This window comes from Kistimonas asteriae (assembly GCF_018263925.1).
Classification (GTDB): domain Bacteria; phylum Pseudomonadota; class Gammaproteobacteria; order Pseudomonadales; family Endozoicomonadaceae; genus Kistimonas; species Kistimonas asteriae.
On record NZ_JAEVHF010000034.1, the window covers coordinates 1 to 11,089 of the forward strand.

Sequence of the window (11,089 nt, forward strand, 5' to 3'; positions counted from 1 at the left end):
TGCGCATAATCTATATTACACATGGCGTAACATGCCGTTACGCGAACGGCATGATGTGAAAAAAACCTATTAATAAACAAGCAGTTAAAGACATTGCAGCCGGTGCCCAATCCTGAGCCTTTTGGTACATTGAGGCCGCTACATCGTGTTCACCGTCCCTTTCCGCCTCTTCAGCCTCCAGGGACACCAAAACAAACATAATATCCAAGCCTGCAAGTTCCGCAGCCTTTTGTTTTTGTTGGATTTTTTGCATAACGGAACCTGTCCGCCAGTTGCGAATTTGACCGGTAGAAACACCAAAAAGCCTTGCAAGGCCGTTTGTTGAGTGAACGCCGGTTTTAGCTGATACAGCCTCCATTAATTTGACCGTCGTAAGCCTGATTTCCATCGTTTCCCGCCTTTTCGAATTCGAACATTTACGCACACAAGCATAGCGCATGGCTTGCATACACATACATGTCAATATGTATGCATGAATGCATTTATATGTATATCATTTGTTTGTCCCTATCAGCCGGGGCGGGAGTCATGACCCGCCATCAACCGGTTTAGTTGATAGGAAAATAAAAGCGATACGGGACAGGACATGAACACAGCAGAGAAGCAGAGCGCCGAAATTATCCCTTTTCAGGGTGGCGTAGCCAGACAGCGAAACGAGATAACCGAAACCGTCCGCCAAGTAGAAGCGGCGGAATTCATGAACGAAGTGCACCTGATGGAACGAAACGAAGTTCTGTTAGATATGCTGCATCAAAAGTCAGTCGCCATGAACCAGATGCGCGAAGACTTGAAACGCTATAAAGCGCGGTGCATGGCTTTCCTGCTGGAACCGGTGGGAATGACTTATTGCGCCGGGTCAGCAATGCAGGCCAGAACCTACCTCATAGAGTGGTGGCCGATCATTTCCCGCTTTCACCGGCTACAGATAGCCGTTTCCATTTGCGGCCAGTCTCGCGAACTCATCCACGAAGACGAATTACCAGAATCAGCCCTTTTCCTGATTGCCAACAAATTACAGGCGGCGTGTGAATGGGCGGTGAATCAGTTGGAACAGTTGGGTGAGGAGTGCCAGCAATGAGCGGCGAAATTTACGCAGTAATCAAACAGGGAAGCCAGTACGCGCACCAGAACCCCATTAGTGATGACGGGAAAGTGATGGCTTTTCCGGTGCAGTTTGTACCGGATCCGGCAGGGTACATCGTCCGGGGCAATGGCGATCGTTACCGACTGAGTGATGTTGATCTGTACTGCAAAGCCAAAAACGGGCTTGTCAAAGTCAGCTAATTAAAACGCCGTTGGGAGCGCATGTAATGAGTACTTTTTTTAGCATTTGGGAAGTGGCAGGGATTGAGTTGGCGGGTCTGGAGGGCAGTAGGGAAAACTCAAAACTGAAAGACATTGATTTAAGGGTGGTCGACGGTGAGGGGGTTGTAACTTACGTATCGTTAAAAACTGTTCGGCCAGAAGTTTTTGAGGTGTTTAAAAAAATCGGTGCCGTACTGGGTGAATTAAAAGAACAACAGGTAGAGGACACAAGCCATGATTCAGGGGCCATTCAAGAGGACGACGATATTCCGTTTTAAAAAGGAATGTCGTGAATTGTTCCAGTGCCTTGTTTACGGGGTGGCACTGGGAACAGGGTTTCACATCGCAGTTTCGGCGGTTTATCCGAATTACTTTCAGATTATTTGAGGTCTTGAAAATGCCATATCGTTTTCTGGTCAAGTTTTATCGTGATGGTGAAGAGGTTGGGTGTATTGAGGAGCGCGGTTTGTCCATGTCAGGCGAAGAGGCGCGAAAAGAAATCAGTGCGAACGCTCAGGCGTTGCTTGACATGGAGGCGTTCGTAGAAGAACCGGATGCCTTTGAATTGATTGATTTGATGGAAAGGCCGGATAAAAAGAGTCGGCTTGGAATGAAAATCAGTTCCGGTAAATGAAGTTACCGGCATAAGAATAAAGAGAAAAACACAGTGCAAAAAGATCATTCTGAATTGGCATTAATTCGTTTTGGGGGCGCTTTATTGGTAGCGATTGTTTTCGCTATCGCTTTTTCAGTAGCTCATACCAAATACCTTGTTTTTGAAATGGTAGAGAAGGGGATTGATCCAATGGTTGCAGCTTGCGCGATAGCAACTGACTTGGATACCTCATCGGGTAGGGACAGTTGTCAGCCATATTTGAAAAATAAATAACCGCCATGAAAGCCCCGCAGACGCCAGCACAACGCCTAAAGCATTTCGGCACAGCAGACTGCCATAAATTCCGCACCAGTATTCTTGAGGCGCATCCGGCAATGGCGCCGGCGCTGGCGGATATTTACGAGCAAACCGCCAGGGCGACAGGTTACGCGGAAGCAAACCGACAGTTATCTAGAAATCACAAGCGTCTGACTATTGGGCAACAAGCGGCAAATGTCTTTTTTCTGGATGCAGACGACGAGGCTTTATGCAGCTTTGCCAAGATGAAAGCGATTATTTTTGAAGACCGTCTAAATGACTGGATGAAGATTGATATTTATCACGCCAGGAATAAGGCGCGGGAATTTCTTTCAGCTTACTGCCTGGAATTGCCATTAGACCCGAAGGCCGAAGACTGTAAAGAGCATATTTTGGCAGCCCTGGTCAGGCCACAGGATGCGATGTGGTGGCGGCGTCAGTTACGAGTGAAATCAAAGCGCACCATAGAGCAGCTAATGCGAGAGGCTGGGCGCGTTTCGGCCGCTAGGGGTGGTTATGTGTCTGATTTCACAGTAGGGCGCAGGAACGGCCAGAAAATTAGGAATCAGCGCATTCTCGAAGGCATGGAGGCAACCAATCAGCGTGGCGAATCATTCACACTGGCGGAATTGTCGGAAAAGAATGTCAGTAATCCCGAAAAACGCCGGTTAGAGCTGATGACCCGGATTAGTGGTTTTGAGGAAGTTGCGAAGTCGTCAGGCCACGTCGGACTATTCCTTACGCTGTCTTGTCCATCGAAGTACCACGCCATGAAAAAGGCCGGTGGTCGGTGTTTTCGTAATCCCAAGTACAACGGCAGCACACCGAGAAACGCTCAAGCATACCTTGTGGGGATTTGGGAAAAGCTACGGGCGCAGCTGAGCAAGCAAGGCATAAAAACATACGGTTTCCGCATTGCTGAACCTCACCATGATGGAACCCCACACTGGCACCTGATGCTATTCATTGCGCCAGAAGACCGGGATCAGTTTGTAAACCTTTTTTATGACTATGCCCTTGAGGAAGACGGCGACGAGGCAGGCGCGGCGGTGCATCGTTGCGACGTGGTGGATATTGACCCGGCAAAAGGCACAGCAGCCGGTTATATCGCCAAATACATTGGCAAAAATATCAATGGCGCGTGTATTGAATCTGAGATTGACGACGAAACCGGATTATTCATAGAGCAGACCTGTAACCGGGTGGAAGCCTGGGCGACTTGCTGGGGTATTCGCCAGTTTCAGCAGATCGGCGGGGCGACGGTCAGCGTATACCGGGAGTTGCGGAAAGTAGAGTCCGAACAGGTGAATGACTGGCAGGACATGCTACCCGAAGCCGAGAAGATGACCGGCGACCAGCGATCAGAATTTGATGCGATCCATGATGCAGCGGATCAGGGCGAGTGGGGGCAATACACCTTGTTTCAGGGTGGGGCGCAGGTAGGCCGGGCAGAGCAAAAGGTCAGGGCGTGGCGTGACAAGACCGAGAACAGCAAGCCGGGCAAGTATGAGTCTGCCGTCGAGAAACTGTGCGGATTGATCCAGACCGGGGCGGAAAAGTTGCGGGGGCTTTTCATGGGCGCTAGCCCAAGGACGAACCCGGCAGCGGCCAAGACGGTTTTTACCTGCTGGAATCTTTGGAGCATTTCCAGAGCGGCGCGAAGCGCGGCGACTAGGACTTGTGTCAATAACTGTAACCCGGTCGGCAATCATCTTTATGAGAGGCGACCACCAAAGCCCGCTTGGGAACCCTCGCCAGGAATGGCGATAGCAACATAAAAACAGGGGAAAACGATGGAAACGATAGAACAAAGGCTTGAAAAGTTAGAGCAAAAAAATAGCTATGTTGTCGTGCTGTTGTATGCGTTGCTGAAGGCTCGGTGCGTGGAGGCGGCTGTCGATGGCGCGCCTTGTGCGGATCAGTTGGAGATAGATGCTTGTAAATCGGCTGATTTGTTAGGGGTCGATCTGGAAGCGCGGGAAATGATAGACGCAGAAGCAAGGCGGCAAGTACTAAAGGGGGTGGGGCATGCCGAGAGCCAATAATCCCACGTTGGGAACCATTGCTTGCGAAACATGCGGCAAGCCATCCGACGTAAAAAAAGCCAACGGGAACCGGAACCGTTACCTATACACGATCTGCCCGAAGTGCGGCACAGACCAGCGAGCGGGCGCAATGGTGCAGGCTCGGATATGGTCTGGAACCGAGTGGCGGGAGGGAATGAAACCTGAAACAGCCCCGCCGAACCTGCCGGAACCAACCAGCGCGGAACCTGCACAACCTGAAGGCGGGAAAGGGCAGGAACCTAAGCCGAAACCTAAAGAACCTAGCGGGGCGGGTGGTTTGCTCATGGCGGCGTTTCTGGTGGCACCACTACTGTTAATCCTCAAGGGGGGGGCGTAATGACTGAAGCAGCAATAGATAACCTGTCGGCACTGGAGCGGGAAGCAGAGAGCCAGGAACAGGAAGCGGCGGCACTGGAAGCCGAACTACTGGAAGACAAGGCCGGGGATTTGCAGGCCGAAGCCGACGAAGCCGCAGCCCGTCAGGGGGCGATGATGGCCGTTGCCATGGTTGAAACACTGGTCAAAATGCGGTTTGACTTTGTGACCATTCAACCGGAAATCAGGGGGCAGATCGTCGAGAAAGGCGCGGCGGTTATCCGCAAGCATGGCGGCGGTCTGCCGGATTGGTTGCAGCCTTACCAGGAAGAAATCGAATTAGGCATGGTGGTAGCGTCTGCCGGTTTCGGCGTTTACATGCAGGTTCAGGCACACAAGCAAATGGAAGCCAAGAAAGCAAAGCAGGGGGAGAACGATGGTAATGCGGTTTCAGCCACGGAACGCGAACACAGCGCACCGTAACGAGCATACCCTGTACCTTGCCGCCAGTGGTGGCGGCAAGTCGCAGGCATTGGCACAGAACACGGCAATCCCCGGCAAGGGGGCGCGGGTGATTCTCTGGGATGCGAGCGGCGATCATCCCGGCCTGCACTTTGAAAGCCGGGCGAAATTCATCAAGGCCTTGCAGAAGGGCATAAGCGGGGGGCGTGGTTTCCGGGTGGCTTATGCAGGTTCAACGGTAGAAGACTTTGAATGGTGGTGTGAGGTCTGCTGGTCGGTACTGGACGGCGACCATAGAACCTACCTGATAGCCGAAGAATTGAGCCAGGTATGCCCAAGCCCAGCCAAGGCGACCCCATGCGCGGCGGTGTTGCTGAACCAGTCGCGCAAGTATGGCGGCATATTCCACGGAACCAGCCAGAAACCGCAGGAAGTCGCCAAAACCTTTTATGACCAGTGTGAACACAAGTTCATAGGCCGTCAGAAAGGGGAGGCCATGTGCAAGAAAATGGGCAGGGAAATAGGTTTACAACCTGAACAGATTGCGGCGTTGAAGGAATTGCAGTTCTACCACGACAGCCCGAAACACGAAAAACCGCAACTGATAACCCTGAAATACAAAAAAATTCAGGGGGTGAAGTGGCTAATTTGAACCTAGACAGAACCTATACGGCTATCCGGCGCTGAACCTAGCGCCAGAGCCTCTGAACCTAGCACCAACCGCCGACACTGGCGGTTTTTTTATGCCGGTTTAGCGCCTTGACGGGGTTTAGGTTGAGCCAGTTATAGGTAATAGGGCGAATTGAGCAAAAACCTATAACCGGCAAGGGGGATACCATGCCTGACACTAAAACGATTTTTACAACTGCCGTTATCGCGGCGTTGACTGTTGCGGCTCTTAACCGCATTAGTACCACCAAGCAACTGCTGAACGGCTAAGGGGGTAGGCTATGAGCTTTTCCCGTCCCCTGCGATTGCCGCAGGTTTCCAACGTCGGCGCGAACCAGACCGCTACCATTGGTATGCCGGTCGGCTCTATGACGTATGAAGCCGTTAACCTCGGTCTGACCGATATTGCCAAGGACAAAATCAAGAACCTTGAAGTCCGGGCAAACGGTAAGCCGATCCAGTCCTACAAGGACGTGGGCGATCTGGAAGCGATCAGCGGCTATTACGGCAATCACATTGCTACCACTGAGGTAGAGATCCCGTTTTTCCGTCAGCACTTCACGCAGGCCGCACAAGCCCGGATGTTTAACCTTGGCGTGTCTGACCTGTCAACGGCGGAAGTTAGCTTCGACGTGGCTGACGTGACCGGCTCGCCAGCGGTGAAAGCCTACGGAACCCGGTATACGCATACCAACGGCAACGGCCAGCCAGACGGCAACGCCAACCGCCTGGGCGCGATTACAAAAATCCGGCACTTCACCCACGCGGCGACGGGTGCGGGGCGCCTTGAAATCAGCGATCTGCCAAAAGAAATGTTTCTCCAGGCGCTACACCTGAAAAGCGACAAGGTGACAGAAGTAAAGCTTGAGCTTAACGGTCAAGTGGTCTGGGAACTGACGTTTGATGAAATGGTGGAATACCTGAAGCGTCACGGCAGAAACCCGCAGACCGGCTGGTATCACCTCGACTGGATGCTGACTAACGAGTTGGGCAATCAGTTGGCTATTGCTGGTCTGTACGACTTCCGTCTGATTCTGGAAATGTCCGCAGCCGACACTATCACCCTTTACCCTGAGTACTGGTCAGGGCTGGGCGGCATCTAAGGGGGTGCGGCATGGACTTTTTCGATATTGGCTTGTCTGAAATGCTGGATGCCTATGTGAAGGTGGAAAGCGTGAAAGCTGAAAACAGTTTTGACGCTTTCAAGCAGGCGCAGGCACAGGCAGGGGCATTGGGCGAAGCCGAAAAAACCAGTCAGTCAGCAGAGGCGGCGGACGTTACCGACGAAAGCCGCCAACCGCCGCAGTACGTCAACGGCATTAACAACAAAATGCTGGTGATTGGTGGCGGTCTGTTGCTCGCTGGCGTGGCGTTTGTCGCGCTGAGGTCTGGCAAATGATTCCCGGCGTAGCGCCGGGGGGCGGCTTCAGTGGTTCCAGTTCGGCCAGTTCGGGCGTTAACAGTAGCGGACAGGTTGATAACCACAGCGTCATTAACTTTGGTGCGCCGCCTGAAGTCCAGACCGTAAAGACTCTTAGCAATACCGCCGTTTTGGTATTGCTGGGTCTGGCGGTGCTGGTACTGGCTAATAAAAAATAAAGGTGCGCCGTGGGCTTATTTGACAGCAATTCGGAAAGTTTCGGCGGCTCGGCGGGTAAGTCGGATACGTCCGCCAACAGCACTCAGAGCAATACCGCGCCGGTCATTACCATTAATGACACCAGTTCGTTTCAGGGATCGGGCAAGTATGTAACGGATGCGTCTAGCAAAGAAATAAACACGACCATCCATTATCAGGTTACCGATCATGACTCGGTAAAAGAGGCGTTTGATTTTGCTCATGAGAGCCTGGGCAACAATCAAAAACTGGTAGCTGACACGATTAGCCTGATAGAGCAAACAACCGGCAGGGCATACAGTGCCATAAATGACAACCTGAATCAGTCGCTGGCGTTTGCTAAATCGGCCAGTTCGCCGGATGGCGGGTTGACCGTCGATATTATCAAACCGTTGGCCTATGGCGCGGCGGCGGTGGCAATCGCATACATTGCGGCGAGGTCAATCAAATGAGCCAGGGCTTTAATATTTCCCGGTTACTGGTGCGGGTGCCAGAGGGACAGGAAGAAAACCTGAAGGTTAGCGGCAGGCTGCTGTACGTCGAAGACGCAAACCAAGGTTTCAGGATCACCACGGACAGCGGCGACCGGGCGCACATGATCGCCGGTCGAAAAATCGAGCTGGGTGAAACCACTAACAATATCCGGGTGACTAATGATGGCGTGGGTGATCTGGTCTGCACACTGGCCTACGGCTATGGGGATATTCAGGACAGTGCGGTAACCGGCAGTGTCAGTATCAAGAACGCCAAGCAGTTAAACCCGATGGCACCTGTCACGCTGGCAGATGGCGAGGTATACACCATTCCTGCCAATGATACCCGGCAGAAACTCACCTTGTATGCTGCCGTCGATAACGGCGGGGTGGTGTGGCTGGCCGGGGAGAAAGGCAAGGGGTTGCCGTTGCTCGGCGGTCATGCCCACGATCTGACCGAATTTTCCGGGGCAGTGTCGGTCTGTGCTGATGGGACAGGAACGCAGACGCTTTACCTGATGGAGGTCAGCGACTGATGAGGTTGGTTGATCTGTTGTGGAGCGTCATAAAAAACCGGCCGGAAACGGCGGAACGCTGGCCAGCATGGGGCGAGGTGACCGAGAAGCCGGGGCTTGATTATGTCCTGATGGACTTTGGGACTGTCAGCGTTAATAGCCGCTATTACCAGCCTAACCCGTTTGGGTCGAGTCCGGTGATATTGGTGGTAGAGCTGTTAATTAATAATAGCTGGGGAGAACCGGGGTGGTATTACAGCCAGGGCGTAGACACCGGCACAGGAACCAAGGCCACACAGTCAGGTACTTACTCCAGTGTAATCGTTCAAACGGGCGGACACGCTTTGACCAATAAACCGGCAAGATCGGGTACACCAAATAACACGATAACTACCGCTTTTAGAGGTACGGCATCCTGCCGGGTGCATGTCTGGAGGGTGGCGACGTGAAAGTGTTTGCGATTCCCGGCGAGTCTGCACAGGTGGTAACCGATGAAAGGGGCGCTACCTGTCCGGAAGGTCATGTAGAAATGCAGTCAGACAGACCCGGCGTGTATTACGTGGCAGGAAGTGATGGTCAGTGGATCAGCGACGAGATAGCCGAGCATAAAAGCACACGGGCTGAAAAAGTGGCGTCAATTGTGGTCGAGGTTGACGGGCTGAAATTCGACGGGGACGAAATCAGCCAGGGGCGCATGGGTCGGGCAATCATTGCCGCCAGTGGTGACGGTGATTCTGTGAACTGGATTCTGGCAGATAACACGGTGGCGACGGTCACGGCGGCGCAACTGAAGCAGGCGCTGAGGCTTGCAGGTGAAGAAATGGCGCGTCTATGGATACCGGGACAAAGATAAGCGTTTTCGTATTGGTGGCTCTGGGGGGGCTTTGGTACATGAATCATAAGAAACAGCCACGGGGCATCCGTAACAACAACCCCGGCAACATTCGCCACGGCGACAACTGGCAGGGCATGACCGACATTCAGACAGACCCGGCCTTTGTGCAGTTTGTCACGCCGGAATACGGCATCCGGGCAATGACGCGCATCTTTAAAAGCTATGCGCGGCGCGGTCTGGTCACTGTTGAGCAGATCGTCAGCACCTGGGCGCCAGACAATGAAAACGACACTGAAAGCTACGTTAAGCACGTTGCGTCTGTTCTGGGCTTATCACCGGATACCCCGGTTGCTGAACATGATTACCCGGCGCTGATTGCCGTCATCATCAAACATGAAAACGGTAGCCAGCCGTACAGCCGGGACACCATCGAAGCCGGGGTCATGCTGGCATGAGGCTGTCAGACAAACAGTTTTATATCGTTCTGGGTATCGGTGCATTGGGCGTTTATGTCCTGTACCGGGGCGCAGGCACAGCGGCGCAGGCCATTAACCCGGTCAACCCGGACAATGTGTTCAATCAGGCCGCGAACGGACTGGGCGAAGCGATCACGGGCGATCCCAACGCAACCGGGGATCTTTTTGACCACCTTTACGGCGGTCTTGACCTGCTGAACCCATGGGCTCCGGATTACCGGAAAGACTACGCGAAACAGGTTTGGGGGATGAAATGATCAAGGGCATAGCAAAGCGACTGAAGGAACCGAGTTCAAAGGCCGGGCTTGCAGTACTGGCGACACTGGCAGGCGTACCACTGGCGCAGGCCGGTTTAATCGCTGATGCAGTGCCACAGATACTCGGCGGTCTGGCGGCATTGTGGGCGGTGTTCACCCCGGAACAGAGCAATGAACAGTCAGGTAGTTGAGTGGGTTATGGATGCAAGGAAGCGTGGGCCTGAGTACATGATTTATCTGTTACTGCTTAGCGGCGCTGGGATTAATGTGGTTCAGACGGACAAGGTAGAAGAAAAGCTCAGTGCCGTTATAGAGACTCTGGGCGAAAACAAAACCCGGTTAACCGTTATGGAATACCGGATGAATCGAGTAGACGGGAGCAAGTAACCATGGCACGCAAAAGTGTTAGCAAGAAGACCGGCACCAAGGGCAAAGGCAAGCTGAAGAAAGGCTTTAAGTACGTCAAAGGCGGCGGCATTGTCAAAGCCAGGAAGAAAAAATAAGGGGCAGCAGCCCCTTTTTTTATTAGCCTGAAGCCTTGCGGCGGAAAGGAATCACATTATCAGGGAGCGCGGTGGGCTCCTGTTCTGTTGCATCATCCAAAAGCCGATAGAGTCGGCGGTTTTCCTGCCTGAGTCTGCCTGAATCCTCGATACTGGCGGCGGTGTGTTCACGGTCTAGCGAGTCAATCAACTGAGAGTCCCTGACGTGATAGCCATCAAAGCCAGGCACCAGAAAAAACCCCAGAATCTTGTGAGTGATTAACTCCTGAATGGCGCGGTCAGGGATGCAGCCACGGCGGAGCCATTTCTTTACGGTGAGTGGTGAGCGATGGATAAACGAACAAAAGTCATCAAGGGGCAGTGATTGGGAAAAATGGCCGTGTTTGGTGGTCAACGATACACGGATGACGCCGGTTACAAGGGTTTTCTTCAGTTCCAGCCCGAAGAATTGCGGCCATCTTTTAGACTTTTTAATCATATACAACCTATTTGATTATAATTTTTAGTCGTAAAAAATGTGCGCCCGTGTTCGTTTTGTCCGTAATACGAACACAGAACGAACATCCGCGAACAGGCGGGAAAGCCTGTCGGCGGCGGTCGGATTGGATAGAGGTTTGAACGGACGTTCAAGATTTGGAGCGAGAAAAGGCGGAACCCTAAAAGGTGCGCATAATCTATATTA

Annotated in this window: 23 protein-coding genes; 21 read left to right on the forward strand and 2 right to left on the reverse strand. The window is 52.7% G+C overall.

The window, feature by feature from the left end:
- Positions 1 to 37 precede the first annotated feature (37 nt).
- Positions 38 to 388, reverse strand: coding sequence for a hypothetical protein (locus KHS78_RS21895; RefSeq protein ID WP_211831143.1), 351 nt, complete (start codon positions 386 to 388; stop codon positions 38 to 40).
- Between the two features lie 198 nt (positions 389 to 586).
- On the opposite strand from KHS78_RS21895, the gene KHS78_RS21900 reads away from it, so the two are divergent.
- The 21 genes from KHS78_RS21900 (at position 587) to KHS78_RS22000 (ending at position 10,291) form a co-directional block, all read left to right on the forward strand.
- Positions 587 to 1,078 carry a hypothetical protein gene (locus KHS78_RS21900; protein ID WP_211831144.1) on the forward strand — a complete coding sequence of 164 codons (492 nt, stop codon included), beginning with the start codon at positions 587 to 589 and terminating at the stop codon, positions 1,076 to 1,078.
- Positions 1,075 to 1,284: a hypothetical protein gene (locus KHS78_RS21905; RefSeq protein WP_211831145.1), complete on the forward strand. Its 210-nt coding sequence runs from the start codon at positions 1,075 to 1,077 to the stop codon at positions 1,282 to 1,284. The genes KHS78_RS21900 and KHS78_RS21905 overlap by 4 nt, the downstream gene beginning before the upstream one ends.
- 26 nt (positions 1,285 to 1,310) lie before the next feature.
- Positions 1,311 to 1,583 (forward strand): hypothetical protein, encoded by a 273-nt coding sequence (locus tag KHS78_RS21910; protein WP_211831146.1) that lies wholly within the window; start codon positions 1,311 to 1,313, stop codon positions 1,581 to 1,583.
- Between the two features lie 119 nt (positions 1,584 to 1,702).
- Entirely contained in the window at positions 1,703 to 1,939 is a 237-nt protein-coding gene (locus tag KHS78_RS21915) for a hypothetical protein (protein WP_211831147.1), read from the forward strand.
- A gap of 33 nt (positions 1,940 to 1,972) precedes the next feature.
- Positions 1,973 to 2,194, forward strand: coding sequence for a hypothetical protein (locus KHS78_RS21920; RefSeq protein ID WP_211831148.1), 222 nt, complete (start codon positions 1,973 to 1,975; stop codon positions 2,192 to 2,194).
- A gap of 5 nt (positions 2,195 to 2,199) precedes the next feature.
- Complete coding sequence (locus tag KHS78_RS21925) at positions 2,200 to 3,996, forward strand: replication endonuclease (RefSeq protein WP_211831149.1); 1,797 nt, start codon at positions 2,200 to 2,202, stop codon at positions 3,994 to 3,996.
- A 15-nt stretch (positions 3,997 to 4,011) separates the two neighbouring features.
- A complete protein-coding gene (locus KHS78_RS21930; RefSeq protein WP_211831150.1) occupies positions 4,012 to 4,263 on the forward strand; it encodes a hypothetical protein in 252 nt (83 codons plus the stop codon).
- A complete protein-coding gene (locus KHS78_RS21935; protein WP_211831151.1) occupies positions 4,247 to 4,621 on the forward strand; it encodes a hypothetical protein in 375 nt (124 codons plus the stop codon). The genes KHS78_RS21930 and KHS78_RS21935 overlap by 17 nt, the downstream gene beginning before the upstream one ends.
- Positions 4,621 to 5,082, forward strand: a complete 462-nt coding sequence (locus tag KHS78_RS21940) for a hypothetical protein (protein WP_211831152.1) — start codon at positions 4,621 to 4,623, stop codon at positions 5,080 to 5,082. The genes KHS78_RS21935 and KHS78_RS21940 overlap by 1 nt, the downstream gene beginning before the upstream one ends.
- Positions 5,042 to 5,713, forward strand: a complete 672-nt coding sequence (locus tag KHS78_RS21945) for a hypothetical protein (RefSeq protein WP_211831153.1) — start codon at positions 5,042 to 5,044, stop codon at positions 5,711 to 5,713. The genes KHS78_RS21940 and KHS78_RS21945 overlap by 41 nt, the downstream gene beginning before the upstream one ends.
- A gap of 298 nt (positions 5,714 to 6,011) precedes the next feature.
- Positions 6,012 to 6,833 (forward strand): major capsid protein P2, encoded by an 822-nt coding sequence (locus KHS78_RS21950; RefSeq protein WP_211831154.1) that lies wholly within the window; start codon positions 6,012 to 6,014, stop codon positions 6,831 to 6,833.
- A gap of 11 nt (positions 6,834 to 6,844) precedes the next feature.
- Positions 6,845 to 7,129, forward strand: coding sequence for a hypothetical protein (locus KHS78_RS21955; RefSeq protein WP_211831155.1), 285 nt, complete (start codon positions 6,845 to 6,847; stop codon positions 7,127 to 7,129).
- Entirely contained in the window at positions 7,126 to 7,329 is a 204-nt protein-coding gene (locus KHS78_RS21960) for a hypothetical protein (RefSeq protein ID WP_211831156.1), read from the forward strand. Before KHS78_RS21955 ends, KHS78_RS21960 begins: the two co-directional genes overlap by 4 nt.
- A gap of 9 nt (positions 7,330 to 7,338) precedes the next feature.
- Positions 7,339 to 7,800 (forward strand): hypothetical protein, encoded by a 462-nt coding sequence (locus KHS78_RS21965; protein ID WP_211831157.1) that lies wholly within the window; start codon positions 7,339 to 7,341, stop codon positions 7,798 to 7,800.
- Entirely contained in the window at positions 7,797 to 8,357 is a 561-nt protein-coding gene (locus KHS78_RS21970) for a hypothetical protein (protein WP_211831158.1), read from the forward strand. Before KHS78_RS21965 ends, KHS78_RS21970 begins: the two co-directional genes overlap by 4 nt.
- A complete protein-coding gene (locus tag KHS78_RS21975) occupies positions 8,357 to 8,785 on the forward strand; it encodes a hypothetical protein (protein ID WP_211831159.1) in 429 nt (142 codons plus the stop codon). Before KHS78_RS21970 ends, KHS78_RS21975 begins: the two co-directional genes overlap by 1 nt.
- Positions 8,782 to 9,189, forward strand: coding sequence for a DUF4376 domain-containing protein (locus KHS78_RS21980; protein WP_211831160.1), 408 nt, complete (start codon positions 8,782 to 8,784; stop codon positions 9,187 to 9,189). Before KHS78_RS21975 ends, KHS78_RS21980 begins: the two co-directional genes overlap by 4 nt.
- A gap of 38 nt (positions 9,190 to 9,227) precedes the next feature.
- Positions 9,228 to 9,626 (forward strand): structural protein, encoded by a 399-nt coding sequence (locus KHS78_RS21985; protein ID WP_246506766.1) that lies wholly within the window; start codon positions 9,228 to 9,230, stop codon positions 9,624 to 9,626.
- Positions 9,623 to 9,904, forward strand: a complete 282-nt coding sequence (locus KHS78_RS21990) for a hypothetical protein (protein ID WP_211831162.1) — start codon at positions 9,623 to 9,625, stop codon at positions 9,902 to 9,904. Before KHS78_RS21985 ends, KHS78_RS21990 begins: the two co-directional genes overlap by 4 nt.
- A complete protein-coding gene (locus KHS78_RS21995; RefSeq protein WP_211831163.1) occupies positions 9,901 to 10,095 on the forward strand; it encodes a hypothetical protein in 195 nt (64 codons plus the stop codon). Before KHS78_RS21990 ends, KHS78_RS21995 begins: the two co-directional genes overlap by 4 nt.
- A complete protein-coding gene (locus tag KHS78_RS22000; protein ID WP_211831164.1) occupies positions 10,076 to 10,291 on the forward strand; it encodes a hypothetical protein in 216 nt (71 codons plus the stop codon). Before KHS78_RS21995 ends, KHS78_RS22000 begins: the two co-directional genes overlap by 20 nt.
- Before the next feature lie 138 nt (positions 10,292 to 10,429).
- On the opposite strand, the gene KHS78_RS22005 is transcribed toward KHS78_RS22000, so the two are convergent.
- On the reverse strand, positions 10,430 to 10,885 hold the full coding sequence (locus tag KHS78_RS22005; protein ID WP_211831165.1) for a hypothetical protein: 456 nt from the start codon (positions 10,883 to 10,885) through the stop codon (positions 10,430 to 10,432).
- Positions 10,886 to 11,089: the final 204 nt, after the last annotated feature.

Bases quoted from the DNA above. Each gene is read 5' to 3' on its own strand.
- KHS78_RS21925 (WP_211831149.1), top strand. From the start codon at position 2,200: ATGAAAGCCCCGCAGACGCCAGCACAACGCCTAAAGCATTTCGGCACA.
- KHS78_RS21930 (WP_211831150.1), top strand. From the start codon at position 4,012: ATGGAAACGATAGAACAAAGGCTTGAAAAGTTAGAGCAAAAAAATAGC.
- KHS78_RS21935 (WP_211831151.1), top strand. From the start codon at position 4,247: ATGCCGAGAGCCAATAATCCCACGTTGGGAACCATTGCTTGCGAAACA.
- KHS78_RS21940 (WP_211831152.1), top strand. From the start codon at position 4,621: ATGACTGAAGCAGCAATAGATAACCTGTCGGCACTGGAGCGGGAAGCA.
- KHS78_RS21945 (WP_211831153.1), top strand. From the start codon at position 5,042: ATGCGGTTTCAGCCACGGAACGCGAACACAGCGCACCGTAACGAGCAT.
- KHS78_RS21915 (WP_211831147.1), top strand. From the start codon at position 1,703: ATGCCATATCGTTTTCTGGTCAAGTTTTATCGTGATGGTGAAGAGGTT.
- KHS78_RS22000 (WP_211831164.1), top strand. From the start codon at position 10,076: ATGAACAGTCAGGTAGTTGAGTGGGTTATGGATGCAAGGAAGCGTGGG.
- KHS78_RS21995 (WP_211831163.1), top strand. From the start codon at position 9,901: ATGATCAAGGGCATAGCAAAGCGACTGAAGGAACCGAGTTCAAAGGCC.
- KHS78_RS21975 (WP_211831159.1), top strand. From the start codon at position 8,357: ATGAGGTTGGTTGATCTGTTGTGGAGCGTCATAAAAAACCGGCCGGAA.
- KHS78_RS21955 (WP_211831155.1), top strand. From the start codon at position 6,845: ATGGACTTTTTCGATATTGGCTTGTCTGAAATGCTGGATGCCTATGTG.
- KHS78_RS21910 (WP_211831146.1), top strand. From the start codon at position 1,311: ATGAGTACTTTTTTTAGCATTTGGGAAGTGGCAGGGATTGAGTTGGCG.
- KHS78_RS21895 (WP_211831143.1), bottom strand. From the start codon at position 388: ATGGAAATCAGGCTTACGACGGTCAAATTAATGGAGGCTGTATCAGCT.
- KHS78_RS21970 (WP_211831158.1), top strand. From the start codon at position 7,797: ATGAGCCAGGGCTTTAATATTTCCCGGTTACTGGTGCGGGTGCCAGAG.
- KHS78_RS21960 (WP_211831156.1), top strand. From the start codon at position 7,126: ATGATTCCCGGCGTAGCGCCGGGGGGCGGCTTCAGTGGTTCCAGTTCG.
- KHS78_RS21950 (WP_211831154.1), top strand. From the start codon at position 6,012: ATGAGCTTTTCCCGTCCCCTGCGATTGCCGCAGGTTTCCAACGTCGGC.
- KHS78_RS21985 (WP_246506766.1), top strand. From the start codon at position 9,228: ATGAATCATAAGAAACAGCCACGGGGCATCCGTAACAACAACCCCGGC.
- KHS78_RS21905 (WP_211831145.1), top strand. From the start codon at position 1,075: ATGAGCGGCGAAATTTACGCAGTAATCAAACAGGGAAGCCAGTACGCG.
- KHS78_RS21990 (WP_211831162.1), top strand. From the start codon at position 9,623: ATGAGGCTGTCAGACAAACAGTTTTATATCGTTCTGGGTATCGGTGCA.
- KHS78_RS22005 (WP_211831165.1), bottom strand. From the start codon at position 10,885: ATGATTAAAAAGTCTAAAAGATGGCCGCAATTCTTCGGGCTGGAACTG.
- KHS78_RS21900 (WP_211831144.1), top strand. From the start codon at position 587: ATGAACACAGCAGAGAAGCAGAGCGCCGAAATTATCCCTTTTCAGGGT.